A 26,657-nucleotide genomic window follows, 5' to 3' on the forward strand; every position below is an offset into this window, starting at 1 on the left:
GACGAGGGCGTGCCCGTAGGCGCGAAACTTGACACCTGTCGAGACAATTCCTACTGCCTGGCCAGTGCCGTTGCCTCACTACCCGCCAGTAGACGTGAGGCAAATCACAAGGATCAGCCAAGCATCTGCTTGGTTGCCCGTTGGCGCCATCGCTCCGCGACGACTATCAGGGGGTTGTGGCGCCGAGACCGGCCGACAGGTCCAGAATGAGAATCATGACCGGGCACCGGATACCGACGGTTGGTGACGGCTTTGGCCACGGCAGCGCGCCTGAGTCGGGTGAAGGCGGCGAACCCCATATCGCCGTCACCGGGGCGAAGGACGTCGCCGCAGGAATGACCGCGGTGGGAGTTTCACTGCAACGCGCCATCGAACAAATGGGTCCGCTACGCACCGTCGCGACACTGACCAAGCTGAATCAACGCCACGGCTTCGACTGCCCCGGCTGCGCCTGGCCCGAAACTCCGGGTCACCGCAAACTCGCCGAGTTCTGCGAGAACGGGGCCAAAGCGGTGGCCGAAGAGGCAACTAAGCGCACGGTCACCCCGGAGTTCTTCGCCCAGCACTCCGTAGACGAACTCCGTGAGTTACCCGAATACTGGCTCAGCCAGCAAGGTCGCCTCACCCACCCGATGGTGCTGCACACGGGCGAATCGCACTACCGGCCGATCGACTGGGACGACGCCTACCGGCTCATCGCCAGTGAGATCAACGCCGCTGCCGACCCAGACCGCCTGGCGTTCTACACCTCGGGGCGCACCAGTAACGAGGCAGCATTCTGCTACCAGCTGATGGTCCGCAGCCTGGGCACCAACAACCTGCCCGACTGCTCCAACATGTGCCACGAGTCCTCGGGTACCGCACTGACGGACTCGATCGGAATCGGAAAGGGTTCGGTATCCGTACCGGATATCGAGCACGCCGACGTCATCCTCATCGCCGGCCAAAATCCCGGCACCAATCATCCCCGCATGCTGTCGGTGCTGGAGAAGGCGAAAGCCAACGGCGCCAAGATTATTGCCGTAAATCCACTCCCGGAGGCCGGGCTGCTTCGGTTCAAGGACCCGCAAAAGGTCAACGGCGTTGTCGGCCACGGCGTGGCGATCGCCGACGAGTTCCTGCAGATCCGCCTCGGCGGCGATATGGCGCTCTTCGCCGGCCTGGGCAGGCTGCTCCTGGAAGCCGAAGACGCCAACCCGGGGAGCGTCGTCGACCGGCAGTTCATCGAGGAGCATTGCGCGGGATACGAGGAATGGGCCGCGCAAACCCGGACGGTCGACTGGGAAACCGTCTCGCAGGCAACGGGAATCGAGATGTCCCAGCTGCGTACCGTGGCGAACCTGCTTGCCGAGTCAAAGCGCACCATCTTCTGCTGGGCGATGGGCCTCACCCAGCACCGGCATGCGGTTGCCACCATCGGCGAAGCGACGAACCTGCTGCTGATGCGCGGCATGATCGGCAAGCCGGGTGCCGGAGTGTGCCCCGTGCGTGGTCACTCGAACGTCCAGGGTGACCGCACCATGGGCATCTGGGAGAAGATGCCCGAATCATTCCTGGCCGCATTGGATTCCGAGTTCGGCATCACCACCCCGCGCAAGCACGGGCTCGACACCGTCGACGCGATCCGGGCCATGCGGGACGGCAAGGTCTCGGTCTTCATCGGCATGGGCGGCAATTTCGCCTCCGCCACCCCTGACACCGCCGTTACGGAGGCCGCGCTACGCAATTGCGCACTGACGGTGCAGATCTCCACCAAGCTCAATCGCAGCCACCTGGTGAACGGTCGCACTGCACTTATCCTGCCCACCCTCGGGCGCACCGACCGCGATATCCAGAAATCGGGAAAGCAACTTGTTTCCGTGGAAGATTCGATGTCCATGGTGCACCTGTCGCGCGGCAGTCTGCACCCGCCCAGCACGGAGCTGCGCAGCGAGGTGGCCATCGTCTGCCAGATGGCACGCGCCGCCCTGGGCCCAACGCATCCGGTGCCGTGGGAGAGGTTCATCGAGGACTACGACACCGTCCGCGATGCCATCTCACGAGTAGTGCCCGGATGCACTGACTACAACACCAAGGTCCGCCAACCAGACGGGTTCGGTCTGCCGCATCCGCCACGTGACGATCGCCAATTCCCCACCCACACAGGCAAGGCCAACTTCTCGGTGGCACCGCTGGAATGGGTGCAGATCCCCGATGGCCGGCTGGTCTTGCAGACGCTGCGCAGCCACGACCAGTACAACACCACCATCTACGGCCTGGACGACCGATACCGCGGCGTCAAGGGCGGCCGCCGAGTGGTCTTCGTAAACCCAGAAGACCTGGTGGCATTTGGGTTATCCGAGAGCGCGCGGGTGGATCTTGTCTCCGAATACACCGGCGCCGACGGAACACTCGAGGAGCGGCGGGCCGAGGACTTCCTGGTGGTGCCGTATTCCACGCCCCGGGGTAACGCGGCCGCCTACTATCCCGAAACCAATCCGCTTGTGCCCCTTGATCACGTCGCAGAGCGTTCCAACACCCCGGTGTCCAAGGCGGTCGTGATCCGGCTGGAAGCCCGTGGGTAGGGTCACCGACAGACGGCGCATTCGGCGCATCGAGGGTGTCGAACACAACGACCGCAGCGAGACACTGGTCGTCGAGGAGCCCCTGGAGATTCGGGTGAACGGGCAGGCGGTGGCCGTCACAATGCGCACCCCCGGATCGGATGTCGAACTCACCCAAGGGTTCCTGCTCACCGAAGGGGTCATCGCCGGCCGCGAAGATCTGTTGACCGTGCGCTACTGCCAGGGCGAAGGACCCGACGGTCTGAACACCTACAACGTCCTGGATGCCACCTTGGCCCCCGGAGTTCCCGCACCGGACCCGGCGGTGACGAGGAACTTCTACACCACCTCCTCCTGCGGTGTCTGCGGCAAAGGCTCCTTGGAAGCGGTACGCACAATCAGCCGCTTCTCCCCCGGTGACGACCCGTCCACGATCGAGTCGCACACACTGGTTGGCCTGCCCGACAAACTTCGTTCGGCACAAAAGGTTTTCGCGACGACGGGCGGCTTGCATGCCGCGGCACTGTTCACCATCGACGGCACCATGCTGGCAGTGCGCGAGGATATCGGCCGGCATAACGCGGTGGACAAGGTCATCGGGTGGGCACTGGAGAACGACAGGCTGCCACTGACCGGAACGGTGCTACTGGTGAGCGGAAGGGCCTCCTTCGAGCTCGCCCAGAAGGCCACCATGGCAGGGATTCCGATCCTGGCCGCGGTGTCGGCGCCGTCCTCGCTGGCCGTCGATCTGGCGGCCCAGTCGGGGATGACGCTCGTTGCATTCCTGCGAGAGGACAGCATGAATGTCTACACCCGGGCAGACCGCATCCGTTAGCGCCTCACGGCACCTCGACGGCGATCTCCCTACCCAGTGAGTAGCCCGGCGCCAACGGCAAGCCGTCGCCGCTCCAGAACGATCCCGGGTCGAAGTAGTTCGACCGCTTCTCGGTGAGGAGCAGTCCCATCTCCTCATAGCTGATCGCCACCGTCTCTGCACAGAACGCCGTCTCCAACCCGGCCTGGCGGTGTTCCACCTTGTCGCGCTCGGCCACCTCGCGAACCTTCTTGTGCACGAACGGGATTCCGCGTGTCCAATCGCTGACGGTCGGAAATCGGCCTCTCATCCAGCGGCCCGTCAACCGCGCGGTGGCCGGAAAGGGCGTCCCGTCCATCCGGGCGACGACGCGCAGCGCGGCGTCCTCCTGCTCGCGACTCAGCCGCGGGCTCAGCTGCCGAAGCCAGCACCGCTGCCCGTACACGTGTACCCATCGCTCGATCGCCGCGCGCGCATCGTGCAGCTGCACTCCTCGGTGATTATCGCCGGTCCACACATCGGTGAGTTTGTTGCCGAGCTCGGCGTGCCACATGAGCGGCGGCAGGTCGTCGATCGCCAACGTCATGCCAACATGATTGACCGGGCTGTTCGACAACGTCTGGATAAGACGATCGGGACCCGACCGTCCGCGGAACACCCAAATGTCGCCGGTCCGTGTCGCATCGAGCGCCTGCTCAATCGACACGGACCGATTGTCTTCGCGCAAGCGGCTCATCCTGTCGCCTTCTCGATCATCTCCGCACCGTAGCCTGGACCGATGGCCAACATGTGGAAGTGGCTCGGGCTCGCCGGGGCCGTCGGGGTGGCGGCAGGGGGCGTACTGGTCGCCCGCGATCAACGCAGACGCAAGGCGTACACCGTGGACGAGATCCGCGACCGGCTGCATCAGCGACTCGGCGAATCGGAGCGTCGCGACTAGCGAGGCCTCGAACTAGCTGGACTTCCAGTTCTGCAGGCCGACGAAGGCCATCCTCAACGAGCTAGTCGCGGTACTGACCACCTCATCGGTGTCGGCATCTGGCTGTACCAACTCCGCGACCGCATTCGCGGCGATCGACAGAATGAGATTCGCCGCCGTCGTCAGGTCGGCGGAATCCCACATCCGCATCTGATCGCGTCGAGCCAGGTCGATCGCCAGCTCCCCCGCCAGCAGCCGCATCTCGATGTTCACCGCACGCCGCACCTCGGTGGGCGCGGTGTATCGCTCGGTCACGACGAACCGCAACTGATCGGGACTCTGCCGCACCTGCTCTGTCAGGATTCCCATCGCCTCGCTCAGTGTCTTGGGCTCGCCACGGCGGATCTCGCGCGCTATGCCCCGCGCGCTCCTCATCCCCTCCTCGGCCAGGGCCACACCCAGCTCGTCGAGTGACGAGAAGTGGCGGTAGAACGCCGTCGGCGAGATCCCGGCTCCACGCGCCACATCGCGCAGGCTCAGGCCCGAGAAAGACTGGGTACGGGAGAGATCAAGAGCGGCCTCGATCAGTGACGTCCTGGTGCGCAACTTCTGCTCACCCCGGACCGATTCACGCCGCGCGGAACCACCCGAATGCGGTCCCCGCTCACGACGACTGGTCATGGCGGCCACTTTATCGCTGTGATGGCCGACACGGTGATTGCGGCTTGACTGAGTGGGGGTCTCTTGGTTCACAATTTCAGTGTACATTCGTTAACCTAATGGAGGCAGTTCGAATGACATTTCTAACTAAAGCCACCCGGCGCATCCTGACTCCCGAGTCCTCATTGGGCCGGCTACTGTCAGCCGCGCTCACCCCACACGCCGTCGACCGCTACCTCGAACTCGTCGACCCGATGATCACCTGGGAAGAGGCCCGCGCCCGCGTCGTTCGCGTCCAGCGCCGCACTACTCGATCGGTGACCTTGACCCTGCGCACAACCCGCCAGTTCAAAGGCTTTCGAGCAGGTCAGTTCGTCCAATTGGGCGTCGTCATCGACGGTGTGCGGCATGTCCGATGCTTCTCGCCCTCGTGCGCCGACGACGCCCGGGAAATCATCGAGCTGACCATCGCCCGACGACCCGAAGGCTTGGTCTCGAACTATCTGTACAAGCACGCCGCGGTCGGTGATGTGTACAGCATCACCCCGGCCACAGGCAGCTTCACCCTGCCGGACCCGCGACCCTCGCGGACCCTACTCATCGCGGGCGGTAGTGGGATTACACCTGTTATCTCAATGGCACGAAGCCTTGTAGGAAATGGGTATCCGGGAACCCTGACAATCCTCTACTACGCTCCGAGCGCCGCGGAGAACCCGTACGCCCGCGAGCTGGCCGAGCTGGCCGAGCTGCCCTCGGTCACGGTGCACACCGAGTACACCCGCGCAGGCGGCCAATACTTCGGCCCTGAGCAGCTTGACGCAGTCGCGCCATGGATGAGTCCCCCGCAAGCGGGAGGTACCCCCAGCTTGCGCGAAGACCAGGCCCCTGCGCATGCCGACACCCAGACATTCCTGTGTGGCCCGCCGTCTCTGCACGAGGCAGTCGGCGCGCTGTATGCGGAACGCGGAATCTCCGACCGTCTGCACACCGAAGAATTCACCCTCACCACGTCGAGCACCACCGCCGAGGCCGGGGGTGTGCTGCGATTCGCCACATCCGACAAGGGCACAGTCACCGCCGAAAACGACGGACGGCCCATCCTCGAACAGGCCGAAGCGGCCGGTCTGCAACCCGAGTTCGGCTGCCGGATGGGTATCTGCTTCGCCTGTTCGGCGGTGAAGACGTCCGGGTGCACCCGGAACCTGCGTACTGGCGACGAGAACGACGACCCCGATCAACACATCCAGCTCTGCATCACCGCCCCCGTCGGTGACGTCGACATCAAACTCTAAACCCGGCTACCCACCAGGAAGGCAGCGAGATGACAAGCAACGAAATCACCATCAACGCAGCAGATGTCGAGGCGCTCGGCAAGGAGTTCGACGCGCTGCGCTCCCGCGTCGTTGCCGATTTGGGCGACCGCGACCGCGAGTACATCTACTCCATCATCAAGACCCAGCGCGGCTGCGAGCTCGCCGGACGCGGCCTGATGTACCTCGGGTTCATCCCGCCGGTCTGGCTCGCGGCGGTGGGCGCTCTTTCTGTTTCGAAGATCCTCGACAACATGGAGATCGGGCACAACGTCATGCACGGCCAGTACGACTGGATGCGCGAAAAGGGGCTCAATTCAAGGGAATTCGAGTGGGACACGGTGTGCCCCGCCGATCAGTGGCGGCATTCGCACAATTACTTGCACCACACCTTCACCAATGTCGTCGATATGGATCGCGATATCGGTTACGGCATCCTGCGGATGGTGCCCGAGCAGAAGTGGAACCCGTACTACCTGGGGAACATCGCCTGGGCGACGGCCCTGATGCTGCTGTTCGAGTGGGGCGTCATGGTGCATGACCTGGAGGTCGAGAACATCCTCAAAGGCAAGCGCAAGTGGTACGACGTCAAGACACTCGTCAAGGGCATGTGGAGGAAGGCAGGAAAGCAGGTCCTCAAGGATTACGTGATCTATCCGGCGCTGACCGGGCCGCTGTTCCCGATCACCTTCCTCGGTAATGCGTCCGCCAACCTGATACGCAATATCTGGACGTTCTCGATCATCTTCTGCGGACACTTTCCCTCCGGTGTGCAGACATTCAGCAAGGAGGAGACCGCGAACGAAACGCGCGGCGAGTGGTATGTCCGCCAGCTGCTCGGCTCTGCGAACATTGAGGGCAGCAGACTGTTCCACATCATGAGCGGCAACCTGTCGCACCAGATCGAACACCACCTGTTCCCCGACCTACCCGCCAACCGCTACCCAGAGATGGCACCCGAGGTCCGGGAGCTGTGCCAGAAGTACGGACTGCCGTACAACTCCGGCGGCTTCTTCCAACAGATCTCCTCGACGTGGAAGAAGATCGCGCGTCTATCGCTGCCCAACGGCTGGTTCGGCGGCGAGCCGGAGCTCGTCGTGCATATCGATCGAGAGAAGCGGCCCGAGATCGTCGTAGTTGACGAGCGCGGCGAGCTGGTCGACGCGTAAGTTAGGTGGCGTGGTGAGCAAGTTCGAACGCAACAAGGACCTGGCACAGGAAGTCGTGTCGTCGACCGCCGAGCACGTGGGCGAGATCGCCAAGATCATCACCAATGCGGTGGTGGATGTCACCAGGCAGATCGGTGAGATCGCCACCGACGCCTTCGAGATGCGCGAGGCTGCGAAAACAGCCGAGCGCGACCAGGAAGAAACGTAATACGTTGACTCTGCGCTGAGGCCGGCCAGCACCGCGAAATGTCCGCCCTCAGCGCGGAGTCACGTCAGTCGGAGGCTTCTCGCCAGTCGGTCGCGGTGATGGTGAAGTACACGTAGTTCTCCAGTGCGCCGTTGATCTCGCGCTTCTGGCGGTGATGCTCCTGGGCTCCGATCTTGGCCAGCGCCCGCTGCGACCGCACATTGGTGGCACCCACGTGGAACCACACCAGGTCCGCGTTGATGAAGGCGTAATCCAGCATGAGCGTCTTGAGCTCGGCGTTGACGGTGCCACCCCAGTACTCGCGGGTGATGAAGGTATACCCGATCGCGACCTCGCGCGTCTCCGGATCCCATTCGTAGAACCGGGAGGACCCGATCATCTCCCCCGTCGAATGGTCGATGATGACAAGCGATTTCGCGGCAAGAGCCTCGGCGAACCACCGCTCGAAGATAGCCCGCTCGTGGCGGTCCGGGCTCGGGTGTTGCTCCCAGATCAGCGGATCACTGGCGGCGAGGTACAGCGGCTCAAGGTCGTCCGCTTCCAACGGACGCAGGGTCAACGTGGGACCCTCGAGAGTGGGCTGGCTCAGGAACTCCGCGGACATATATCCAGCATACGGACATCTATGAAATGTGTTGTGCCAGGGTTGATTTACCCGGGCCTTCCAGGTCTGTGAGTGCGTGTGGGCGTGCGGCCATCGCCATCAGCAGCGCTTCCGCGGGACCGGTGACCTCGGGCCCGCTACCGCGCGACCAGTCGATGTCGGTGGCCACCAGACGGACCCCCCTAGCCCGCAGCGCGCCACGAACCGGAGGGGCCCATCTCGCGAAATCCAGTGCCGGGACCAGCCGCTCTTGCGGGATGATGCGCGGGATGCCCAGCGGACGGCGGATGTCTTGTTGGTGGACTATGCCGTCCAGCAACGCAATCCGACCCCCGAATCCCGATGTGAGTGAGCGCGGAGTTTCCGAGGCGCGGACCATCTCCAACAGTTGCGCGGGGGTCCTATCGGCGAGCTCGGCGAGGCGGTTGGCATTGATCCGGTTCGGGTTGCAGCCACCCTTGACAACGCGGGGAAAGAACTCGGCGTAGCTGAGCTCTTCGTAACCGATCAGGTGCGTGACCACGTCACGCACCCGCCATTTGGTGCAGAGGGTCTGTGCATCCCACTGCTCAGGGGCTAGCGCTGCCAAAAACTTCGCGAGATCGATACGCTCTGCCCGCGCCAACTGCATGGCGCTCATGACGACGAGCTATGCAGACTTGTCGCGCCGCTCAGTGCGCGAGGGCTTACGCGGCACGATGGTCGGCAGCACGTTGTCGATGACGGTCTCCCCAGTCACCACAACCTTGGCGACATCGTCGCGGCTCGGGATGTCGTACATCACTGGCTGCAGCACTTCCTCCATGATGGCGCGGAGCCCGCGGGCACCGGTGCCACGGTGGATGGCCTGATCGGCAATGGCCTCAAGCGCATCCTGCTCGAATTCCAGCTCGACGCCGTCCATTTCGAAGAGGCGGGTGTACTGCTTGACCAACGCATTCTTCGGCTCGGACAGGATCGTGATGAGCGATTCGCGGTCGAGGTTGGTCACCGAGGCGACAATCGGCAGACGGCCAATGAACTCGGGGATGAGCCCGAATTTGATCAGATCCTCCGGCATGACGTCGGCGAAGTGGTCGGCGGTGTCGATATCGGCCTTCGACTTGACCTCGGCACCGAAGCCCAGGCCGCGCTTGCCGACACGGTCTGCCACGATCTTCTCCAGGCCCGCGAAGGCACCGGCCACGATGAACAGCACGTTCGTGGTGTCGATTTGGATGAACTCCTGGTGCGGGTGCTTACGGCCGCCCTGCGGGGGCACCGAGGCCTGAGTACCTTCCAGGATCTTCAGCAGCGCCTGCTGCACACCCTCGCCGGACACATCACGCGTGATCGACGGGTTCTCGCTCTTGCGGGCGATCTTGTCGACCTCGTCGATGTAAATGATTCCGGTCTCGGCGCGCTTCACGTCGTAGTCGGCCGCCTGAATCAGCTTGAGGAGAATGTTCTCGACGTCCTCGCCCACATATCCGGCCTCGGTGAGGGCGGTGGCGTCGGCGATCGCGAAGGGCACGTTGAGCATCTTGGCCAGCGTCTGCGCCAGGTAGGTCTTACCGCAGCCGGTGGGGCCCAGCATCAAGATATTGGATTTGGCCAGCTCAACGGTCTCGCCGCGGGCGTCACGGGCCTTGTCTCCGGCCTGGATGCGCTTGTAGTGGTTGTAGACGGCGACGGCCAGCGTCTTCTTCGCATTGTCCTGGCCGATGACGTAGTTCTCCAGGAAGTCACGGATCTCGACGGGCTTGGGCAGCTCATCGAGCTTGACGTCGTCGGCGTCGGCCAATTCCTCTTCGATGATCTCGTTGCAGAGGTCGATGCATTCATCGCAGATGTACACGCCGGGGCCGGCAATGAGCTTCTTGACCTGCTTCTGGCTCTTTCCGCAGAACGAGCATTTCAGCAGGTCGCCGCCGTCTCCAATACGTGCCATGGTGGCCAGTCCTACTTCCTGTCACGCGGTGGTGGATCGTGGTGTCAGCACGTCCTCTGACCTGTTCGTCCCGACGCTACCCGCTACACCGGACACCCCGCGACCGATAAACCGAATAGCACCGACGGCATTTACGCCCGCCGTGCTGGAGAACATATCGCCTCACACCGACCGCGGCACCCGATGACGCGCGACCGAGACCGGTGTGTCGCAACCGTTACGAAGCGGCGCTGGTCGCCGAGAGCTTGCGGTACTCCAGGACGACGTCGATGATCCCGTACTCCTTGGCCTCTTCGGCCGTGAAGATCTTGTCGCGGTCGGTGTCCTTGCGGATGACTTCTTCGGCCTTACCCGTATGCCGGGACAGAGTGGTCTCCTGCAGCACCCGCATGCGCTCGATCTCTTTGGCCTGGATCTCCAGATCGGTGAACTGGCCCTGGATAACTCCCGACAGTGACGGCTGGTGAATGAGCACGCGGGCGTTGGGCAGCGCCATCCGCTTACCGGGGGTTCCCGCGGCGAGCAGCACCGCAGCGGCCGATGCGGCCTGGCCCAGTACCACCGTGCGGATATCGGAGCGGACGTACTGCATGGTGTCGTAGATCGCCATCAACGAGGTGAACGAGCCACCCGGGGAGTTGATGTACATGGTGATCTCGCGATCGGGATCCAGCGATTCCAGCACCAGCAGCTGGGCCATGATGTCGTTGGCCGAGGCGTCGTCCACCTGCACGCCGAGGAAGATGATGCGCTCCTCGAACAGCTTGTTGTACGGGTTGGACTCTTTGACACCGAAGCTCGAGTGCTCGATGAACGAGGGCAGGATGTACCGGGCTTGCGGCGCCAGTTCTGGGTTGAGGTGCTTGCTGATCACTTTGAAGCTCCCTTGCTGCCGTTCAGGTTTGCGCGGGTGATGATCTGGTCGACGAAGCCGTATTCGAGTGCCTCCGGCGCGGTGAACCAGCGGTCGCGGTCCGAATCGGTCTCGATCTGCTCGACACTCTTGCCGGTGAACTCGGCGTTGAGGCGGAACATTTCCTTCTTGATGACCTGGAACTGCTCGGCCTGGATGGCGATATCGGACGCGCTGCCGGTCACGCCACCAAGCGGCTGGTGCATGAGGATGCGGGCGTGCTGCAGGGCATGCCGCTTGCCCTTGGCGCCGGCCGCCAGCAGGAACTCGCCCATGGAGGCCGCCATGCCCATCGCGTAGGTGGCGACATCGCATTCAGAGAGCTGCATGGTGTCGAAGATCGCCATACCGGCGCTGATCGAGCCACCCGGCGAGTTGATGTAGAGGTGGATGTCCTTAGTGGGATCCTCTGCCGTCAGCAGCAGGATCTGCGCGCAAAGCCGGTTGGCGATGTCGTCGTCCACCTGCTGGCCCAGGAAAATGATGCGCTCGGAGAGCAGGCGCTCATACACCGAGTCGATGAGGTTGAGCCCGGCTGTCGCCGAACGCATTTCAGTCACTGTGCAACCTGCCTTCGTCTAGCTCTTCGGGATATCGCTTTGGAACCAATTCCGTGTACTGCCGACATTAACCAACATCGGCGGTCGTGCACTCCCCACCACGGGCGAGTTCGCTCAGAGCGTTATTTGGTGTCTTCCGCATCATCGGCGCCGTCAGCATCCGCCAGGGCCTCGCGACGCGGTCCCAGCACGGCTTCGACGTCAACATCGGCACCGGTGGAATCGGTCACCTTGGCCTGACGAATGACCTCCGCGATCGCCTTGCCGCGGCGCACGTCGACGTACAGCCCAGGCAGCTGCTGCTGCTGGGTGAGGTACTGAACCAGCTGCTGCGGCTCAATGCCGTACTGGCGCGACATGAGCACGAGACGTTCGGTGAGGTCCTGCTGGTCGACGTTGATATCGAACTTGTCGGCGATCACGTCGAGCAGCAGCTCGGTCTTGATGGACTTGGTCGCGGACTCACGCAGGTCCTTGTCGAACTCCTCGCGCGTGGTGCCCTGCTCCTCGAGCAGTTCGTTGAGCTTGTCCTCGTTGTGGTCCAGTCCGTGAACGGCCTCGTGCAGGCTGTTCCCGATCTGCTCCTCGAGGATCTTCTCGGGTACCGGAATCTCGATGGTGTCGAGCAGCGTGGTGATGGTCTCGTTGCGGATCTCATCGGCCTGCGCGATGCGCTTGCGGCCCTTCACCTGCTCGGTGAGGCTCTCCTTGAGCTCGCCGATGGTGTCGAATTCACTTGCCAGCTGGGCGAAATCGTCGTCGGCGGCGGGAAGCTCGCGTTCCTTGATGGACCCGACCTTGACGGTGACCTCAGCGTCCTGCCCAGCGAACTCACCGGCGGCCAGCGTGGTGTTGAACACCTTCTCTTCGCCAGCCTTCAGGCCGATGATGGCCTCGTCCAGGCCGTCGATCAGCTGCCCGGAACCGATCTCGTGGGACAGCCCGGAGGTCGCGGCTTCCTCGACGTCCTTGCCATCGACCGTGGCCGACAGGTCGATCGACACGAAGTCACCGTCCGCGGCGGCGCGCTCGACGCCCTTGAGGGTTCCGAACCGCGCACGCAGCGCGTCCAGCTCGGTCTCCACCTCGGAGTCCTCGACGGTGACCGGCTCGACGGTGACCGTCACGGTGCTCAGGTCGGGCAGCTCGATCTCGGGACGCACGTCGACCTCGGCGGTGAAGGTCAGCTCCTCGCCGTCCTCGATCTTGGTGACCTCGATCTCCGGTTGACCGAGCGGCTTCACATCGGAGGCGGTGACGGCCTCGCTGTACCGGGTCGGCAGGGCCGAATTGACGACCTGTTCCAGCACGGCGGCGCGGCCAACGCGGGCCTCGAGCAGCTTGGCCGGAGCCTTGCCGGGGCGGAAACCGGGCAGGCGCACCTGCTGGGCCAGCTCCTGGTAGGCCTTGGAGAAATCTGGTTCAAGCTCTGCGAAGGGAACCTCGACGTTGATGCGAACCCGGGTCGGGCTCAGCTTTTCGACGGTGCTCTTCACGTGCAGTGCTCCTTTATAGTTCGCGGCAGATCGTCGTGACCTGCAGTTCTTCGTGCTGTCGTGCTGTCGGGGTGACAGGATTTGAACCTGCGACCCTCCGCTCCCAAAGCGGATGCGCTACCAAGCTGCGCTACACCCCGTCCAACCAATCCGCGGCTGGGCGTTTGACCAAGCGATCCTACGGCGTTCCACATGCTCTTCGCGCACGCGGCTCATCGCATGACGTGGCCTCGGCCCTTAAATTGGATTTGATCCGCCCCGGCGCTGTACATTCGTCAACGCAAGCGGGGCAACCCGTAAGCGCGCGGGCGTAGCTCAATGGTAGAGCCCTAGTCTTCCAAACTAGCTACGCGGGTTCGATTCCCGTCGCCCGCTCCACCAGTCAGTACAGGGCCGCGTCCCGCCGCACGGATGTTTGGGTAGGCGGGGCGGCAAGTGGACCGATATGGAGATGCTGCTCACGCTGGGAGCGTGCGAACGCACTGCCGGGAGTACCAGGCCCTTCCTCAAGCGGGCCGGTTTCCAAATGACCCGGGTCGTCCCGACGGCGTCACCATTCGGCCTCGTCGAGGCTGAAGTCGAGTAGTCAAACACCAGTACGGTGGTTCCCATGGAAATCATCCTGGGCCTACTTCTCGTTGGCGTGATCGTCGGCGGCGCGATCATCTACACGCAGGGATCGAGCCGCCGTCGCGGCGAGCAGCTCGAGGATGCCAAGGCCGACGCGCGCCGCCTCACCGAGCGTCTCGGCGGCCAGGTGCTGGGGCTTTCCGGTACCGATGATGCCTCGAAACAAGCTCTCGCGGATGCCTCCGAGCGCTACACCGCCGCGTCCTCGGCCATTGAGCAGTCCAGGACCGCCGCGCAGGCGACGCTGGCCAAGGAGAGCGCCATCGAGGGACTTTATTACGTCCGCGCGGCTCGGGTTGCCATGGGTATGGATCCCGGGCCGGAACTCCCCTCGACCACCGGACAGAGCAGAGCCGGTTCGGTCAGCGAGGATCGGCGGATCAACTTCGAGGGCCGCGAGATCGAGGCCTCCCCAGAGCCGTCCGGCCGGACACCCAACTACTACCCCGGCGGCTCCGTCGCCGGACGTCCGGTTCCCGCCGGCTGGTACTCGGAGCCGTGGTGGAAGCCCGCTCTCGTTGCCGGCGCTTGGGGTGTGGGTTCGGCCCTGCTGTTCAACTCGCTCTTCTCCGGTATGCACGGAGTCGGGTATGGCGCCTCCGGGTTCGAAAGCGGCTTCGGGCAAGGGTATTCGGACGGATACGACGCCGGACTCGGCGCGGGGAACGAGGGTGGTGGCGCAGATCAGAACGGCTGGGACCAGGGCGGTGCCGATCAAGGCTCGGGCTGGGACCAGGGCGGCGGTGGTGGCTGGGATCAAGGCGGCGGCTGGGATGGCGGTGGCGATTTCGGTGGCGACTTCGGCGGCGGAGACTTCTAGCCGACCTTTGGCTCGTTGGGCGCCAGCAGGATCGGTGAGAAGGTCTCGCGGGCAAGGGCCCTGACCTCGATGGGATTGGCGAGATCAACGGGAGACTCGGGTGACACGAGATATCCGAGCACGATATGGATCAACACGTCAGCCTGACGTTCCGAATCCCCGGGGGGAATCCGGCCCTCGGCACGTAGCTCGTCGATCTTCGACACGAAGTAGCCCCGCGCGAGATCCTTGGGCGAGGGCGATCCCTGACCGATAGCGTCGATGAAACTCGCACGCCCCCGAGCGGATGCGTTGCGCAACAACGGATGGCCGGTGATTTCAATGCACACCGCAAATGTCTCGGCCACGCGGTCCGCGACATCGTCGAAGTTCTCGGCGCGTTGTTGGACCTCGCTCAGGAATCGGTACATCTCCCGACCGAGGGCACGCTCGAAAAGTTGGTCCTTGCTCGAGAAGCGCCGAAACACTGTGGCGCGGCCCACCTTTGCCCTGCGCGCCACCTCGTCGATGGTGGCGGACTGGGTGCCCTGTTCGGCAAGCACCGCGATGCTGGCATCCAACAAGCGCGCCTCGATGTCATCGGGTTCGGGGTGTGATCCCAATCCACGAACTGCGCGGGCCATGAGCTTTCCCAACGGCGCGCCCGGTCGCGTCATTAACCCGCCTCTCGGTTGTTCGCACTAGCTACTTGGTACCCGGCGTCCCACTCTAGCAACCAGATGTGTCATTGCGGTGACATCAGCGCATTTGACATGAGGGGCACCAGAACAGGTTTCGCGCCTCCAACTCCGCGGTGAGGATGGGTGTGCCGCACACCCGACACGGCGATCCCGCGCGTCGGTACACATAGGTGCGGGGACGGTCCCGCGCGTATGACGGTTCTCCGCAATCGTGTTCGGCATCGACGGTGACGATCTTGCCGACCCGCAACCCAACGCGCATCCGGTCGACTAAATCGCCCCAGAGCGCACTGAGCTCTTCCGGATCCAATCGACGACCCTGACGGTAGGGGTCGATCCGACGACGGAACAGCACCTCGCTGCGATAGACATTGCCAACCCCGGCGATGATCTTCTGATCCATCAGCAAGGCGCCGATTGGTCTGTGCGACTTTGCGATCCGTTCGAAGGCCGTTGCCGGGTCGGATCGGGGACGCAATGGGTCGGGACCGAGGCGCGCCAGGATCACGTCAACCTGCTCAGGACCGATCAGCTCACACGCGGTCGCGCCACGTAGATCGGTCCCGAACTCATGTCCTTCGACGCGCATCCGCACCTGACCGACAGGTACACCCATCGGTACCGGCAGCTCGGTGAAGGTGCCGTACAACCCCAAATGCACGTGCACGACCCCCGCCGAGCCGTAGTCGTGAAACAGATGCTTGCCCCAGGCATGCGCTTTGACGAAGGTGCGTCCATTGACTGCGGCCGCACCTTCGGTGAACCGTCCCTGCGGACTGCTGACCGCCACCGGTGAGCCCGCGAACCGGCGCTGATGCAACCGGGCCAGCCGGTGCAGGGTATGCCCTTCGGGCACAGACGTTTACGACTTGGCGCCCGGTACCGGCGGCGCAACGCGGGTCGCCTCATACTCGGCCAGGATGTCGATGCGGCGCTGGTGCCGCGGCTCCTCCGACCAGGTGGCCGCAAGGAAGGCGTCCACGATGGCAAGCGCCTCCGGCACGGTGTGCATGCGCCCGCCGATCCCGATCAGCTGCGCGTTGTTGTGCTCACGGGCCAGCACCGCTGTCTCCAGGCTCCACGCCAGCGCGCAGCGGGCACCCGGGACCTTGTTGGCGGCGATCTGCTCACCGTTACCCGAACCCCCCAGCACGATGCCGAGGCTGCCCGGGTCGGCGACGGTGCGCCGGGCGGCGTCGATACAGAACGCCGGGTAATCATCCTGCGGGTCCACCTCGTAGGCACCGCAATCCACCGGCTCGTGGCCGCGGCCGCGAAGGTGCTCGATGATCTTCTGCTTCAACTCGTAGCCGGCGTGATCCGCTCCCACATAGACGCGCATGTCCCAATTGTGACAGCCGTGTTGTGTCAGGTTGCGCTTCGGTCGGTTACCGTGGCGCGCATGTACCCGGTCGGACTGCCCCAGTACACCTATCCCCCGCGTCGCCATCCGTGGGAGATCGGGTTGCTCGTCGTCGTCATCCTGTTCACGCTGCTGCTGTATGTCGTCGCGATCTTCAGCATCATCGGGTTCCTCGCCGATCCCGAGCATGTCCAGCTGAACATCATCATCGTCGCGCTGGCCGCTACTCCCCTAACGCTGTACCTGGGCCGCGGCCTCCTCTATGGGCAGCAGCGGGTGAATGGCGTGAAGATGTCGCCCACCCAGTTCCCCGAGGGGTTCGCGATGGTGGTCGAGGCGGCGCAGCGGTTCGGCCTGCACGAAGTGCCCGACGCCTACGTCGTGCTGGGCAACGGCCAGATCAACGCCTTCGCGAGCGGGCACGGCTTCCGCCGGTTCGTCGTCATCTACAGCGACCTTTTCGAGATCGGCGGCGAGGCCCGTGATCCGGAAGCACTGGCCTTCATCATCGGCCACGAGGTCGGCCATATCGCCGCCGGGCATGCGTCGTATTGGCGCCAGTTCGCTCAAACCGCGATGAACTTCGTCCCGTTTGTCGGCACGTCGCTGTCACGGTCTATGGAGTACACCGCCGACAACCACGGATACGCCATGCGCCCCACCGGGATTCAGGGCGCAATCGGGGTAATGGCGGCCGGCAAGTACCTGCTCAAACGAGTCGAGTTCGACACGCTGGCCAACCGCGCCACCCTGGAGACCGGGTTCTTCGTATGGCTGGTCAACATGCTGTCCAGCCATCCCGTGCACACCTGGCGCGCGGCGGCGTTGCGGAATCGGCAGCAGGCCGGGTCGTTGTTCTTCCGACCCAAGTTGCTGCCGCCGACTCCCATCCCACCGGTACCGCCGCCGCTTCCCCCCGCACCGCCCCCGATACCGTACGGATACGCACCGCCTCAGCAGGGGTACACGTTCGACAATCCACCCCCGCGTTATTAAGCCGCGTTACTAGTCGAAGGTCGGCGGTTCGGTGCGCGTCCGCTTGAGCTCGAAGAAGTACGGGTACGACGCAAAGATCACCGACGCATCCCAGAGCTTGCCCGCCTCTTCGCCGCGCGGGATCTTGGAGATCACCGGGCCGAAGAACGCCACACCGTTGACGTGGATGGTCGGGGTGCCCACATCGGGCCCCACCTTGTCCATGCCGGCGTGGTGGCTGACGCGGAGCGCCTCGTCGTAGTCGGTGGATTCGGCGGCCTCCGCGAGCTCGGCGGGCAGACCCACCTCAGCCAGCGATTCGGCAATCACGGCGGGTAGGTCTTTGTTGTCCTGGTTGTGGATCCGGGTGCCCAGCGCCGTGTACAGCGGCTCCAGGATCTCCGGGCCCTTGGCCTGTTCGGCGGCGATGGCAACGCGCACGGGCCCCCAGGCACTCTTCATCAGTTCCACATAGCGCTCCGGCAGATCGTCGCGTCCCTCGTTGAGGACGGCCAGGCTCATCACGCGGAATTTCACATCGATATCACGAACCTTCTGGACCTCCAGAATCCACCGCGAGGTGATCCAGCACCACGGACACAGCGGATCGAACCAGAACTCGGCGAGGTCCTTCTTGCCTGCAGACATAGCGCGCCTTTCGAATGTGAGTTGGACGGGAGGGTCCTAGTGCATCCCAACTCCCAATCCTGCCGCCCTGTTCCCGTCGCGCACGAACACGGTCCCTCCCACCGCCCCGCCCGGCCGGCTACCGGCTACCTTGGGTACGTGGCACTTCCCAACCTCACCCGTGACCAGGCCGCGGCCCGCGCCGCTGCGATCGACGTCCAGCACTACGCAATCACCCTCGACCTCACCGACGGCGAAGGCGGTCCGAGCGAAGAGACCTTCCACTCGTCGACGACCGTGACCTTCACCGCGCAGCCGGGGGCGTCGACCGTCATCGATATCGCTGCGCGCACGGTGCGGCGCGTCGAGCTCAACGGCGCCGACGTGGACGTCAGCTCTTACGACGAGGAGCAGGGCATCACGCTGCCCGGGCTGTTGGCTTCGAACACCGTGGTGGTGGAGGCCGATTGTGAGTACTCGCACACGGGCGAGGGCCTGCACCGCTTCGTCGATCCGGTCGACGACGAGGTGTACCTCTACTCGCAGTTCGAAACCGCTGATGCCAAGCGGATGTTCGCCAGCTTCGACCAGCCCGACCTCAAGGCGACCTTCGACGTGACGGTGACCGCGCCCGCGCACTGGCAGGTGATCTCCAACGGTGCGACGCTGTCCGTGGCCGACGGTGTACACACCTTCGCCACCACTCCGAAGATGAGCACCTACCTGGTGGCGCTGATCGCCGGCCCGTACGCGCGGTGGAACGATGAGTACTCCGATGACCACGGCAGCATCGATCTGGGTATCTACTGCCGCGCCTCGCTATCCGAGTTCATGGACGCCGATCGGTTGTTCACCGAGACCAAGCAGGGATTCGGCTTCTATCACAAGAACTTTGGCGTCCCGTATGCCTTCGGCAAGTACGACCAACTCTTCGTCCCGGAGTTCAACGCGGGTGCCATGGAGAACGCCGGCGCGGTGACGTTCCTGGAGGATTACGTCTTCCGCAGCAAGGTCACCAAGTACTCCTACGAACGCCGCGCCGAGACCGTGCTGCACGAGATGGCACATATGTGGTTCGGCGATCTGGTCACCATGCGTTGGTGGGATGACCTGTGGCTCAACGAGTCCTTCGCCACCTTCGCCTCGGTGCTATGCCAGGCGGAGGCCACCGAGTACACCGAGGCGTGGACCACATTCGCCAATGTCGAGAAGTCGTGGGCGTACCGCCAGGACCAGCTGCCGTCGACCCACCCGGTGGCCGCCGATATCCCCGACCTGGCTGCGGTGGAGGTGAACTTCGACGGCATTACCTACGCCAAGGGCGCCAGCGTGCTCAAACAGCTTGTGGCATATGTCGGTTTGGAGAACTTCCTGTCGGGTCTGCGCGCGTACTTCACGGCGCACGCCTTCGGCAATGCGACATTCGACGATCTGTTGGGCGCTCTGGAGGAGGCCTCGGGACGCGATCTGTCCGACTGGGGCACGCAGTGGCTCAAGACGACCGGGTTGAACACCCTCTCGCCCGATTTCGAGGTTTCCGACGAGGGCACGTTCACCCGGTTCGCCGTCAAGCAGTCCGGCGCGGCGCCGGGTGCCGGCGAAACGCGGGTGCACCGGTTGGCCGTCGGGATCTACGACGATGTGGACGGCAAGCTGGTCAGGGTCCACCGCGAGGAACTGGACGTCGAGGGGCCGTTGACGGATGTTCCCGCACTGCAGGGTATTTCCCGAGGCAAGCTGATCCTGGTCAACGACGATGACCTGACGTACTGCTCCCTACGACTGGACGACGATTCGCTTCAGACCGTGCTATCGCGGGTAGCCGATATCGCCGAGCCACTGCCACGCACGCTGGCATGGTCGGCCGCCTGGGAGATGACCCGCGAGGCCGAGATACGGGCGCGCGACTTTGTCGCCCTAGTGTCCTCCGGTGTGCACGCCGAATCGGAAGTCGGTGTGGCACAACGCCTCCTGGTGCAGGCGCAGACGGCGTTGAACTCGTACGCGGAACCCGAATGGGCGAAAGAGCACGGTTGGCCGGCATTCGCCGACCGGTTACTGGAGCTGGCCCGTGCCGCCGAGGCGGGCTCGGATCATCAGTTGGCGTTCGTCAACGCGTTCACCACCTCGGTGCTGTCGGCGGGGCACACCGTGGTGCTGCAGGCACTACTGGACTCCGATCCGGCCTCACTGGATCTGCCCGGCCTGACGGTGGATACCGACCTGCGGTGGCGAATCGTGAACGCGCTGGCGGCATCCGGCGCCCTGGAGCCGGATGCTTCGGTGTTCATCGACGCGGAGCTGGAGCGCGATCAGACCGCGGCGGGTAAGCGTCAGGCCGCGCAGGCGCGGGCCGCTCGACCGGTCGCCGAGGTCAAGCAGGCCGCGTGGAAGCAGGTCATCGAGGATGACGCGCTGCCGAACATCACCGCACGATCGGTGATCGCGGGAATCGTCCAGCCCGGACAGGCCGAGCTGCTGGCCCCGTTCGCGGGACGCTACTTCGATGTCATCGAAGAGGTGTGGGCGCGGCGTTCCAGCGAAGTGGCTCAGACCGTGGTGATCGGCCTGTACCCGTCGTGGGATATCTCGCAGCGGGCCGTCGAGTCGGCAGACGGCTTCTTGGCCAAGGAGATCCCGGCATCGCTCTACCGGCTGGTGTCTGAGGGCCGCGCAGGCATCGTCAGGTCGCTGAAGGCCCGCGAGTTCGACGCCCAGTAGCAACCCCTCTCTGCGAACCCCTTTGCGCCGAGCGTGAATCCACGGCGGGATTTCGGCCCATTTCCCGCCCACGTTTCACGCTCGGCGCAGGGCTAGCGCTTCGTGTACTCGGCGGATGATGTCGTCGGGATGATCCTCGGCGACCACCCTGACGATCAGCCAGCCCAGGCCTTCGAGCATCTCGAGGCGCTTGATGTCCTTCACGTATTGCCGCCGGTCGCTGCGGTGCTGGTCGCCGTCGTACTCGACACCGACCATGACGTCCTCCCAGCCCATGTCGATATAGGCGAGCGGAACGAAATCGCCGTTGTGCACCAGGATCTGCGTGCTTGGGCGGGGTAGCCCGGCCCGTATCAGCAGCAGTCGGAGCCAGGTCTCCTTAGGAGACTGCGCACCGGCATCCACCAAATCGATGGCTGCCTTCACCTGTCGGATGGCGCGACGGCCCTTGTACCGCTCCGCCAGCTCCAGCACCTCAGACGGTTTGAGTTCGGTGGCCCGACACAAAGCATCGATGGACGCCACCGCGTGGCCTGTCGGGTACCGGCACGCCAGGTCGAGCGCCGTGCGCGCAGGTGTGGTGACCCGCATGCCGTCAATGAGGCAGATCTCGTCGTCCGAGATGTCCGATGACCACACGGCGACGCCGGGCGGACTGTGTCGATTGTCGTGAATGATCTCGGCGTTGCGCGCGGGATCGACCCAGCCTGCACCATGCAAGGCCGACGCAGAGTGGCCCGCCAGAACTCCGCGGCGATCGGTCCACAGCCAGCATGCCTTCGCTCGCGATGACGCCGTCAGCACCTCATCCCGCCGGATGAAAACATCCGGGTAGACCGCGCGATATCGCGTCCGCAATGCATGACGGGTAAGGACGCCGGACCGCACCACCGCGCTACCGACGAATGGTTCCCCCATGTGCGCAGTCTGCGTTCACGGTCCGACAAGTCGCCGAGCGTGAATCCATGGCGGGAAATGGACCGAAATCCCGCCGAGGTTTCACATTCGGCGCAAAGAGGAACTTATGGACGCGCGATTGCCGCGCTCATCACGCGAACGGCGCTGATGATCCCGTCGAGCAGGTTGCCTTCCTTGAAGGAAGCCACCGCTGCGGCGACACCAAGGTCGGCGGCAGACTCGGCGCCACGTCCCTTGAGTGCCTCGCCGTAGACGACCTCCACGACATGCTGGTCGGGCGAGACTGCAATCAGCACGGACTCGTCCGGAGTCGGCACCTTGAGGAACACATCGCGCGCTCCGGAGGTCGTGTCGGACCCCAAGTCGCCGATATACACCGCGAATCGCGCCTTCGACGAGCGGCTGCCATAAGTCAGGGCATCGTCCAGGGTCGCCAGCTCGTAGTTCGGAAACGGGTAATCGACCGAGAGAGCGCCCGGTTCTGTAACGCCCGAGATCCGTCCGGTTGTCGTCAGCACCCATCCGCGCGGTAATTCGACGGGAGCAGTCTTGGTGACTTCACCACTTGCCACGTGCGGACCCTCCAATCGCCTCAGCGCTCGCGTGATCGCCATGCCCGTGGCCGTGGCCACTGCCAACGTTCTCGTCGACGGCTGCCCACAGGACCGGGGGGTGCGTCCAGCCGTCGTTCATGTTGAATGTCGCGGGGTGCGGGCCCTTCTTGCGCATCGTCCACAGACCGACGAGCACGAAGAAGACTGGCGCAATCAACACCACCCAGACCGGTGCCCCGATGTATGTGGGGCTGTTGAGGAAGCTCACGATGCAAACCGTATCCGAGCACTCTGGTGTTCGCACAAGCGGCTCATCCGTGGTGTCATGCCGCACCTTCGCCTAGGTATCGCACCCAGGCCGGGTCGAGTTCCTTGACCGACGACAGCAGCCGCCAGTGCTGCCCCTTGGGCGGCATCGGCGTGGTGTGCAACACCCAGCCGAGCTCGGCCAGCAGCCGGTCCGCCTTGCGGTGATTACACGAGGAGCAGCAGGCCACACAGTTCTCCCACGAGTGCGCGCCTCCCTTGCTGCGCGGGATCACGTGGTCGATGGTGTCGGCCCGCCCGCCGCAGTACGCGCAGCGGAACCGGTCGCGATGCATCAGGGCCGCGCGCGTCATCGGAACCCGCGCCCGGTAAGGCACCCGCACAAAGGTCCTCAGTCTGATCACCGACGGGACCGCCACCGACGTCGTCGCGGAATGAATGACGGGAGCACCCGGGTCGTCGTGCACCACATCGGCCTTACCGCACAGCAGCATGATGACGGCGCGCCGCATCGGCAGTGCGGTGAGCGGCTCATATGTGGAGTTCAGCAATAACACGCGACGCCGGCCCCATAGGGAACCGGCGTCGTTGGACTGCTGCGGGGGAATGGCCCCGGGGACCCTCGTCCCTGGGACACTGTGCAGTATTCGGACCGACCCGTTCTGGGTCGGCCCAGCGCTGGCACTGTTACGCCGGTGCCCACGGCTCTTCTTCTGTGGCGCCATTACAACCAGTGCACCACGATTCCGCGGTCTTCGCACGACAATTTCTGCCGTGCCCGCAGGTCAATCCAATGAACATCCCGTAACCAACCCGGCTGATCGCCCGAAGCAGCTACCGGCACAATGGCCTACGTGGCAGAGCTCTCCCCGGCGCCTACGCCGAGTAACTTCTACGACGCCGTCGGTGGCGCCGCCACTTTCCACGCGCTCGTGGCCCGCTTCTACCAGCTCGTGGCCGATGACGAGGTGCTACGCCCCCTCTATCCAGAAGAGGACCTGACCGGCGCCGAGGACCGTCTCCGGATGTTCCTCGAACAGTATTGGGGCGGGCCGCGCACCTACTCGGACCAGCGCGGACATCCACGGCTGCGGATGCGTCACGCGCCATATCGGATCGGCCCCATCGAACGTGATGCGTGGCTGCGATGCATGCGGACCGCCGTCGATTCGATCGACCGGCACACCCTTGACGACGACCATCGCGCCCAGTTGTGGAGCTACCTGGAGATGGCGGCGCAGTCGATGGTCAATTCGCCTTTCTGATCCGTGGATCTTGGTTCAACACCGCCCGCGCCATGGTGCAGAATGATCAACCGTGACTGCCGCCTACTTGGGCCAACGTGACGACCCTTGGTGGTCGCGCGCCGTTTTCTACCAGATCTATCCGCGGTCGTTCGGCGACAGCGACGGCGATGGCGTCGGCGATCTCGACGGCATTTCAGCAAAACTTGGCTACCTTGACCTGCTCGGCGTCCAGGGAATCTGGCTAAATCCCGTCACCAGATCTCCGATGGCCGACCACGGCTACGACGTGTCCAACCCGCGGGAGATCGATCCGTTGTTCGGCGGGCTGACGGCGATGCACCGGCTCATCGCCTCGGCTCATCGGCACGACATCAAGGTCATCATGGACCTGGTCCCCAACCACACCAGTTCCGAACACCGCTGGTTCATCGAGGCGCTGGCCGCAAAGCCCGACAGCGACGCTCGTTCGCGCTACATCTTCCGCGATGGCAAGGGCACCAATGGTGAACTGCCGCCTAACAATTGGCCTTCAATCTTTGGGGGTCCGGCCTGGACTCGTGTCACCGAAGCCGATGGCACTCCCGGTCAGTGGTACCTGCATCTGTTCGCTCCCGAACAGCCGGATCTCAACTGGGACAACCCGGAGGTGTTCGACGACTTCGCCGACACCCTGCGCTTCTGGCTCGACCGCGGCATCGACGGATTCCGCCTCGACGTCGCCCACGGTATGGCCAAAGCTCCAGGGCTGCCCGATATCGAGGACACCGACACCTCGATACTGCATGCCACCGACGAAGACCCGCGGTTCAACAACGAGGGCGTACACGAGTACCACCGCAAGATCCGCAAGGTGCTCGACCAATACCGCGATGTGGTCGCCGTCGGGGAGATCTGGGTGAACGACAACACCCGCTTCGCCGAATACGTCAGGCCCGACGAGCTACATCTCGGATTCAACTTCAAATTGGTGGAGGCCGATTTCGACGCCGAGAAGATCCGCGCCGCTATCGACAACTCGCTTGCCGCAGTGGATTCCGTAGGAGCAACACCTACGTGGACGTTGTCCAACCACGATGTGGAACGTGAGGTGACGCGTTACGGCGATGGCTCGATCGGCCAATGGCGGGCCCGCGCCATGGCTTTGGTGATGCTGGCGTTGCCCGGAACGGTGTTCATCTACAACGGTTCCGAGCTGGGCCTACCAAATGTGGACCTGCCCGACGCTGCCCTGCAGGATCCGGTCTGGGAGCGCTCCGGCCATACCGAGCGAGGCCGTGACGGCTGCCGGGTGCCGATCCCCTGGGAGGGCACCGATCCCCCGTACGGCTTCTCGAGTAACGACCAGACATGGCTGCCGATGCCGCACGGCTGGGCCGATTTAACCGTGGAACGCCAGCTGGAGCGCACCGATTCCACACTGTCGTTGTATCGGCGTGCCATCGAACTGCGCAGGAGCCGCAAGGAATTCGACGGCACCAGCCTTGAGTGGTATGGCAGCCCGCCGAACGCACTCGCGTTCCGCGTCAAGGGTGGCGGGCTGACCTGCGCCTTGAACGTCAGCAGCGACCTGGTGGATCTGCCTCCGGGCGAGGTCATCCTGGCCAGTGGGCCACTCGTCAACGGCAAGCTGCCGCGCAACACCGCGGCCTGGATCGTCTAACGCACTAGCAGCGAAAGATCGTTACGCCGGCGGTACACCGATCCGAAGCGGGCGTCCAGCCGCAACCATGCCTGCGATGCCCGCACCCGCACCGGTTCGTCCTCCGCGGGGCTCGTCGGAATGAATCCCATTGCGGTCAAGGCAAACATGCATCGCATGGGCACATCGACCTGCTGGCCGTCGGCTCCATCGATGGTGACGACCGACTGGTCAAGCAGCGACGTGGGCGGGCCGTGGGCGCTGCCATGTTCGCGGGCCAGCTCTCCCCCGCGCTGCGCCAGTTCGAGCACTGACCGCGCGGGTATGTCGTCGAGATACTCGAAGCCGTTATCGGCAGGCAGCGCGCCTCGCCACACCGAGTCCATCGGGAATCCCGTGTTCACATATCCACTCGCGTCCGGCGTCTGAAGGCCACGCAGCAGTTCGTCCGCGGCGGCGGTGATATCGGGTGTGCCCAGCTCTCCGCGTACCGCGCGGCAGGCCAGGACATCGAATTGTGTTGCGGCCCAGATAACTATCCGTCCGTCAGCACGTGCACGCAGCCTCACCACGGCCGCCTCGTCGATGCGCGATGTGCGGGTGAGGAAGGTCGCCAGGTCCTGGCGATCAACCGCCTCGGGTACCCGCAACGGAGCCTCGCTCATTCTCGAGACCACCGCTGCAGGTACTCGCGGTGGGTGTCGGTGAGACGCAGCATGGTTTGACTGTCGAGGTGGAAGGTCACCAGTTGGGTGTCTGCGACCACCGCAGGCTTCGAGTCCGGCGCCGCGCTCACCGAACGCACCTCGTAGTTGATCGTAAAGTCCACCGCCCGGATCTTCGATACCCACATGGTGACCTGCAACGGCGAGTCCGCGAGCCGTACCTGCCCCTTGTACTTGACGTGGACATCGGCGATGAGCAGGCCCGTGGTGGTGATCTCGGCACCAAAAACGTCACGCAGGAAGGGCACTCGCGCCTCTTCCAGGATCGTCACCATCGTCGCGTGGTTCACGTGCTGGTACATATCGATATCGGACCAGCGGACCGGCACCGCCGCGACATAGCCGGGCTTCTCAGAACTCATGAC

The 26,657-nt window shown here is 64.1% G+C and carries 29 protein-coding genes and 2 tRNA genes; 12 read left to right on the forward strand and 19 right to left on the reverse strand.

Annotation, left to right across the window (positions count from 1 at the left end; all coding sequences use genetic code 11):
• Window positions 1-206 precede the first annotated feature (206 nt).
• Together AB0H22_RS09205 and fdhD are read left to right on the forward strand one after the other, a co-directional pair.
• Window positions 207-2,564, forward strand: a complete 2,358-nt coding sequence (locus tag AB0H22_RS09205; protein ID WP_358146410.1) for an FdhF/YdeP family oxidoreductase — start codon at window positions 207-209, stop codon at window positions 2,562-2,564.
• A complete protein-coding gene (gene fdhD / locus AB0H22_RS09210) occupies window positions 2,557-3,378 on the forward strand; it encodes a formate dehydrogenase accessory sulfurtransferase FdhD (protein ID WP_180751747.1) in 822 nt (273 codons plus the stop codon). Before AB0H22_RS09205 ends, fdhD begins: the two co-directional genes overlap by 8 nt.
• Window positions 3,379-3,382: 4 nt before the next feature.
• Here fdhD and AB0H22_RS09215 read toward each other — a convergent pair whose 3' ends face one another.
• A complete protein-coding gene (locus tag AB0H22_RS09215) occupies window positions 3,383-4,063 on the reverse strand; it encodes a guanylate cyclase (protein WP_180751914.1) in 681 nt (226 codons plus the stop codon).
• 72 nt (window positions 4,064-4,135) lie between these two features.
• Between AB0H22_RS09215 and AB0H22_RS09220 the strand changes: the two genes are divergently transcribed.
• Window positions 4,136-4,297 (forward strand): hypothetical protein, encoded by a 162-nt coding sequence (locus AB0H22_RS09220; protein WP_180751746.1) that lies wholly within the window; start codon window positions 4,136-4,138, stop codon window positions 4,295-4,297.
• 12 nt (window positions 4,298-4,309) lie between these two features.
• Here the strand turns inward: AB0H22_RS09220 and AB0H22_RS09225 are convergent, their stop codons facing one another.
• On the reverse strand, window positions 4,310-4,966 hold the full coding sequence (locus AB0H22_RS09225; RefSeq protein WP_358146699.1) for a TetR family transcriptional regulator: 657 nt from the start codon (window positions 4,964-4,966) through the stop codon (window positions 4,310-4,312).
• 104 nt (window positions 4,967-5,070) lie between these two features.
• Here AB0H22_RS09225 and AB0H22_RS09230 point away from each other — a divergent pair, with 104 nt between their 5' ends.
• Genes AB0H22_RS09230 through AB0H22_RS09240 form a run of 3 tightly spaced genes read left to right on the forward strand, consistent with a single transcriptional unit; the run spans window position 5,071 to window position 7,623 of the window.
• The gene (locus tag AB0H22_RS09230) at window positions 5,071-6,228 is read left to right on the forward strand and encodes a ferredoxin reductase (protein ID WP_358146411.1); all 1,158 of its coding nucleotides are present in this window, start codon (window positions 5,071-5,073) and stop codon (window positions 6,226-6,228) included.
• A 29-nt stretch (window positions 6,229-6,257) separates the two neighbouring features.
• Window positions 6,258-7,415, forward strand: a complete 1,158-nt coding sequence (locus AB0H22_RS09235) for an acyl-CoA desaturase (RefSeq protein ID WP_358146412.1) — start codon at window positions 6,258-6,260, stop codon at window positions 7,413-7,415.
• A gap of 10 nt (window positions 7,416-7,425) precedes the next feature.
• A complete protein-coding gene (locus AB0H22_RS09240; protein ID WP_180751743.1) occupies window positions 7,426-7,623 on the forward strand; it encodes a hypothetical protein in 198 nt (65 codons plus the stop codon).
• A 64-nt stretch (window positions 7,624-7,687) separates the two neighbouring features.
• On the opposite strand, the gene AB0H22_RS09245 is transcribed toward AB0H22_RS09240, so the two are convergent.
• From AB0H22_RS09245 to AB0H22_RS09275, 7 genes are all read right to left on the reverse strand, one after another.
• Window positions 7,688-8,227: a GNAT family N-acetyltransferase gene (locus AB0H22_RS09245; protein ID WP_180751742.1), complete on the reverse strand. Its 540-nt coding sequence runs from the start codon at window positions 8,225-8,227 to the stop codon at window positions 7,688-7,690.
• 19 nt (window positions 8,228-8,246) lie between these two features.
• The gene (locus AB0H22_RS09250; RefSeq protein WP_180751912.1) at window positions 8,247-8,858 is read right to left on the reverse strand and encodes a maleylpyruvate isomerase family mycothiol-dependent enzyme; all 612 of its coding nucleotides are present in this window, start codon (window positions 8,856-8,858) and stop codon (window positions 8,247-8,249) included.
• An 18-nt stretch (window positions 8,859-8,876) separates the two neighbouring features.
• The gene (clpX, locus tag AB0H22_RS09255) at window positions 8,877-10,157 is read right to left on the reverse strand and encodes an ATP-dependent Clp protease ATP-binding subunit ClpX (RefSeq protein WP_180751741.1); all 1,281 of its coding nucleotides are present in this window, start codon (window positions 10,155-10,157) and stop codon (window positions 8,877-8,879) included.
• Between the two features lie 217 nt (window positions 10,158-10,374).
• Window positions 10,375-11,031: an ATP-dependent Clp protease proteolytic subunit gene (locus AB0H22_RS09260; RefSeq protein ID WP_078298432.1), complete on the reverse strand. Its 657-nt coding sequence runs from the start codon at window positions 11,029-11,031 to the stop codon at window positions 10,375-10,377.
• Window positions 11,028-11,621, reverse strand: coding sequence for an ATP-dependent Clp protease proteolytic subunit (locus AB0H22_RS09265; RefSeq protein ID WP_180751740.1), 594 nt, complete (start codon window positions 11,619-11,621; stop codon window positions 11,028-11,030). The genes AB0H22_RS09260 and AB0H22_RS09265 overlap by 4 nt, the downstream gene beginning before the upstream one ends.
• A 131-nt stretch (window positions 11,622-11,752) precedes the next feature.
• Window positions 11,753-13,126 carry a trigger factor gene (gene tig / locus AB0H22_RS09270; protein WP_358146413.1) on the reverse strand — a complete coding sequence of 458 codons (1,374 nt, stop codon included), beginning with the start codon at window positions 13,124-13,126 and terminating at the stop codon, window positions 11,753-11,755.
• A 66-nt stretch (window positions 13,127-13,192) separates the two neighbouring features.
• Window positions 13,193-13,266, reverse strand: a tRNA-Pro gene (locus AB0H22_RS09275).
• 164 nt (window positions 13,267-13,430) lie between these two features.
• Between AB0H22_RS09275 and AB0H22_RS09280 the strand changes: the two genes are divergently transcribed.
• Together AB0H22_RS09280 and AB0H22_RS09285 are read left to right on the forward strand one after the other, a co-directional pair.
• Window positions 13,431-13,504: transfer RNA gene (locus AB0H22_RS09280), tRNA-Gly, on the forward strand.
• A 232-nt stretch (window positions 13,505-13,736) separates the two neighbouring features.
• Window positions 13,737-14,576 (forward strand): DUF1542 domain-containing protein, encoded by an 840-nt coding sequence (locus tag AB0H22_RS09285; RefSeq protein ID WP_358146414.1) that lies wholly within the window; start codon window positions 13,737-13,739, stop codon window positions 14,574-14,576.
• On the opposite strand, the gene AB0H22_RS09290 is transcribed toward AB0H22_RS09285, so the two are convergent.
• The 3 genes from AB0H22_RS09290 to AB0H22_RS09300 all read right to left on the reverse strand — a co-directional run bounded on the left by AB0H22_RS09290 (window position 14,573) and on the right by AB0H22_RS09300 (window position 16,598).
• The gene (locus AB0H22_RS09290) at window positions 14,573-15,232 is read right to left on the reverse strand and encodes a TetR/AcrR family transcriptional regulator (protein WP_180751737.1); all 660 of its coding nucleotides are present in this window, start codon (window positions 15,230-15,232) and stop codon (window positions 14,573-14,575) included. The two genes, AB0H22_RS09285 and AB0H22_RS09290, sit on opposite strands and share 4 nt — an antisense overlap.
• 82 nt (window positions 15,233-15,314) lie before the next feature.
• A complete protein-coding gene (locus tag AB0H22_RS09295) occupies window positions 15,315-16,112 on the reverse strand; it encodes an Fpg/Nei family DNA glycosylase (protein ID WP_180751736.1) in 798 nt (265 codons plus the stop codon).
• 6 nt (window positions 16,113-16,118) lie between these two features.
• Window positions 16,119-16,598 carry a ribose-5-phosphate isomerase gene (locus tag AB0H22_RS09300; protein ID WP_180751735.1) on the reverse strand — a complete coding sequence of 160 codons (480 nt, stop codon included), beginning with the start codon at window positions 16,596-16,598 and terminating at the stop codon, window positions 16,119-16,121.
• Window positions 16,599-16,658: 60 nt separating this feature from the next.
• Between AB0H22_RS09300 and AB0H22_RS09305 the strand changes: the two genes are divergently transcribed.
• Window positions 16,659-17,615, forward strand: a complete 957-nt coding sequence (locus AB0H22_RS09305) for a M48 family metallopeptidase (RefSeq protein ID WP_358146415.1) — start codon at window positions 16,659-16,661, stop codon at window positions 17,613-17,615.
• Window positions 17,616-17,624: 9 nt separating this feature from the next.
• On the opposite strand, the gene AB0H22_RS09310 is transcribed toward AB0H22_RS09305, so the two are convergent.
• Complete coding sequence (locus tag AB0H22_RS09310; RefSeq protein ID WP_180751733.1) at window positions 17,625-18,242, reverse strand: DsbA family protein; 618 nt, start codon at window positions 18,240-18,242, stop codon at window positions 17,625-17,627.
• Between the two features lie 138 nt (window positions 18,243-18,380).
• Between AB0H22_RS09310 and pepN the strand changes: the two genes are divergently transcribed.
• A complete protein-coding gene (pepN, locus tag AB0H22_RS09315; protein WP_358146416.1) occupies window positions 18,381-20,942 on the forward strand; it encodes an aminopeptidase N in 2,562 nt (853 codons plus the stop codon).
• Window positions 20,943-21,017: 75 nt separating this feature from the next.
• On the opposite strand, the gene AB0H22_RS09320 is transcribed toward pepN, so the two are convergent.
• The 4 genes from AB0H22_RS09320 to AB0H22_RS09335 form a co-directional block, all read right to left on the reverse strand.
• Window positions 21,018-21,860, reverse strand: a complete 843-nt coding sequence (locus tag AB0H22_RS09320; protein WP_358146417.1) for a hypothetical protein — start codon at window positions 21,858-21,860, stop codon at window positions 21,018-21,020.
• 104 nt (window positions 21,861-21,964) lie between these two features.
• Window positions 21,965-22,432 (reverse strand): DUF5130 domain-containing protein, encoded by a 468-nt coding sequence (locus AB0H22_RS09325; RefSeq protein WP_180751730.1) that lies wholly within the window; start codon window positions 22,430-22,432, stop codon window positions 21,965-21,967.
• Complete coding sequence (locus tag AB0H22_RS09330; protein ID WP_180751729.1) at window positions 22,419-22,682, reverse strand: hypothetical protein; 264 nt, start codon at window positions 22,680-22,682, stop codon at window positions 22,419-22,421. The genes AB0H22_RS09325 and AB0H22_RS09330 overlap by 14 nt, the downstream gene beginning before the upstream one ends.
• Window positions 22,683-22,737: 55 nt before the next feature.
• Window positions 22,738-23,289 carry an HNH endonuclease gene (locus AB0H22_RS09335; RefSeq protein ID WP_358146700.1) on the reverse strand — a complete coding sequence of 184 codons (552 nt, stop codon included), beginning with the start codon at window positions 23,287-23,289 and terminating at the stop codon, window positions 22,738-22,740.
• A 237-nt stretch (window positions 23,290-23,526) separates the two neighbouring features.
• On the opposite strand from AB0H22_RS09335, the gene AB0H22_RS09340 reads away from it, so the two are divergent.
• Both AB0H22_RS09340 and AB0H22_RS09345 read left to right on the forward strand, forming a co-directional pair.
• On the forward strand, window positions 23,527-23,946 hold the full coding sequence (locus tag AB0H22_RS09340) for a globin (RefSeq protein WP_180751728.1): 420 nt from the start codon (window positions 23,527-23,529) through the stop codon (window positions 23,944-23,946).
• A gap of 52 nt (window positions 23,947-23,998) precedes the next feature.
• Complete coding sequence (locus tag AB0H22_RS09345; protein WP_358146418.1) at window positions 23,999-25,588, forward strand: glycoside hydrolase family 13 protein; 1,590 nt, start codon at window positions 23,999-24,001, stop codon at window positions 25,586-25,588.
• On the opposite strand, the gene AB0H22_RS09350 is transcribed toward AB0H22_RS09345, so the two are convergent.
• Window positions 25,585-26,232, reverse strand: coding sequence for a hypothetical protein (locus AB0H22_RS09350; protein WP_180751726.1), 648 nt, complete (start codon window positions 26,230-26,232; stop codon window positions 25,585-25,587). The genes AB0H22_RS09345 and AB0H22_RS09350 overlap by 4 nt on opposite strands.
• Window positions 26,229-26,654: a thioesterase family protein gene (locus tag AB0H22_RS09355; protein ID WP_180751725.1), complete on the reverse strand. Its 426-nt coding sequence runs from the start codon at window positions 26,652-26,654 to the stop codon at window positions 26,229-26,231. Before AB0H22_RS09355 ends, AB0H22_RS09350 begins: the two co-directional genes overlap by 4 nt.
• Window positions 26,655-26,657: the final 3 nt, after the last annotated feature.

Source organism: Mycobacterium sp. NPDC050853 (genome assembly GCF_040653875.1).
Taxonomy (GTDB): domain Bacteria; phylum Actinomycetota; class Actinomycetes; order Mycobacteriales; family Mycobacteriaceae; genus Mycobacterium.

Bases quoted from the DNA above. Each gene is read 5' to 3' on its own strand.
- AB0H22_RS09205 (WP_358146410.1), top strand. From the start codon at position 207: ATGAGAATCATGACCGGGCACCGGATACCGACGGTTGGTGACGGCTTT.
- AB0H22_RS09220 (WP_180751746.1), top strand. From the start codon at position 4,136: ATGGCCAACATGTGGAAGTGGCTCGGGCTCGCCGGGGCCGTCGGGGTG.
- AB0H22_RS09230 (WP_358146411.1), top strand. From the start codon at position 5,071: ATGACATTTCTAACTAAAGCCACCCGGCGCATCCTGACTCCCGAGTCC.
- AB0H22_RS09235 (WP_358146412.1), top strand. From the start codon at position 6,258: ATGACAAGCAACGAAATCACCATCAACGCAGCAGATGTCGAGGCGCTC.
- AB0H22_RS09245 (WP_180751742.1), bottom strand. From the start codon at position 8,227: ATGTCCGCGGAGTTCCTGAGCCAGCCCACTCTCGAGGGTCCCACGTTG.
- AB0H22_RS09250 (WP_180751912.1), bottom strand. From the start codon at position 8,858: ATGCAGTTGGCGCGGGCAGAGCGTATCGATCTCGCGAAGTTTTTGGCA.
- clpX (WP_180751741.1), bottom strand. From the start codon at position 10,157: ATGGCACGTATTGGAGACGGCGGCGACCTGCTGAAATGCTCGTTCTGC.
- AB0H22_RS09265 (WP_180751740.1), bottom strand. From the start codon at position 11,621: ATGCGTTCGGCGACAGCCGGGCTCAACCTCATCGACTCGGTGTATGAG.
- AB0H22_RS09285 (WP_358146414.1), top strand. From the start codon at position 13,737: ATGGAAATCATCCTGGGCCTACTTCTCGTTGGCGTGATCGTCGGCGGC.
- AB0H22_RS09290 (WP_180751737.1), bottom strand. From the start codon at position 15,232: ATGACGCGACCGGGCGCGCCGTTGGGAAAGCTCATGGCCCGCGCAGTT.
- AB0H22_RS09300 (WP_180751735.1), bottom strand. From the start codon at position 16,598: ATGCGCGTCTATGTGGGAGCGGATCACGCCGGCTACGAGTTGAAGCAG.
- AB0H22_RS09305 (WP_358146415.1), top strand. From the start codon at position 16,659: ATGTACCCGGTCGGACTGCCCCAGTACACCTATCCCCCGCGTCGCCAT.
- AB0H22_RS09310 (WP_180751733.1), bottom strand. From the start codon at position 18,242: ATGTCTGCAGGCAAGAAGGACCTCGCCGAGTTCTGGTTCGATCCGCTG.
- AB0H22_RS09320 (WP_358146417.1), bottom strand. From the start codon at position 21,860: ATGGGGGAACCATTCGTCGGTAGCGCGGTGGTGCGGTCCGGCGTCCTT.
- AB0H22_RS09340 (WP_180751728.1), top strand. From the start codon at position 23,527: ATGGCCTACGTGGCAGAGCTCTCCCCGGCGCCTACGCCGAGTAACTTC.
- AB0H22_RS09350 (WP_180751726.1), bottom strand. From the start codon at position 26,232: ATGAGCGAGGCTCCGTTGCGGGTACCCGAGGCGGTTGATCGCCAGGAC.
- AB0H22_RS09355 (WP_180751725.1), bottom strand. From the start codon at position 26,654: ATGAGTTCTGAGAAGCCCGGCTATGTCGCGGCGGTGCCGGTCCGCTGG.